This window comes from Ligaoa zhengdingensis (assembly GCF_014384885.1).
In the GTDB taxonomy this organism is placed as follows: Bacteria; Bacillota; Clostridia; order Oscillospirales; family Ruminococcaceae; genus Ligaoa; species Ligaoa zhengdingensis.
Window position 1 is genome coordinate 1 of sequence record NZ_JACRST010000095.1, and the last position, 757, is coordinate 757.

Annotated in this window: 1 protein-coding gene; it reads right to left on the bottom strand. The window is 54.0% G+C overall.

What is annotated here, in order from left to right; translation table 11 throughout:
* Positions 1-757, bottom strand: a 757-nt coding sequence (locus H8711_RS13850; protein ID WP_249283907.1) for a hypothetical protein, incomplete at both ends; no start/stop codon positions are given.

The window sequence follows — 757 nt, forward strand, 5'->3', positions numbered from 1 at the left end:
TCCGCTACCTGGCTCGTGCTGCCCTTGTTGGGTTTGCTCGGCTTCGGAGGATCAACCGGCTTGTCGTCGTCCACCAGTTTCAGCGCATCTACCGCCTTATCCAGCTTCTGTGCAGTCGCTTCCACGAGCTCTATCGCTTCCACATCCTGCTCTTCCACGATCTGCTGTAACGCTTCCGCTTCCGCCAGCGCCAGTTTCACTGCCGCTACGCTCGCTTCCGTGTACTTCTCTTCCTCCGCCAGTTTCTCGTTCGCCGCTGCAATCGAGGCGTTCAGACGAATCTTCGACAATTCAATTGTCAGCGTTCTGGCCAACTCTTTCGCTGCATCCTGCTCTGAAATCGGGGTGTCAGCTGCATTCGCCAAAATCTCTTTCGCCTGATTCATCAGCCCTTCCACAGAGCTCAAATCGCATTTGCCTTCCAGGCTTTCTGCAAAGTTGTATGCTGCCTCAAGATTGCTGAGGTCTGCTCTTGCCACCAGGGTGTTGTTCGCATCCGTAATGGCCTTGCAGGCACCCAAGACAGCTTCCAGATCCGCTTCAGGATCGTCATAGACTATCTGACCCGCCTTTGCCGCTTCTTTCAGCGCTTCAATCGAGGATGCTGTGTACTGACCGGCGTGATTCTCTATTGTATTGTTCGCCTGATCGATCAGGGACTTCAGGAACTCTTTGTCCACCTCATTCTCCATGACCGACACAATCGCGTACATCACATCTTCATACGCCGCATCGATATCCTCCTGGGTCGCTTCGG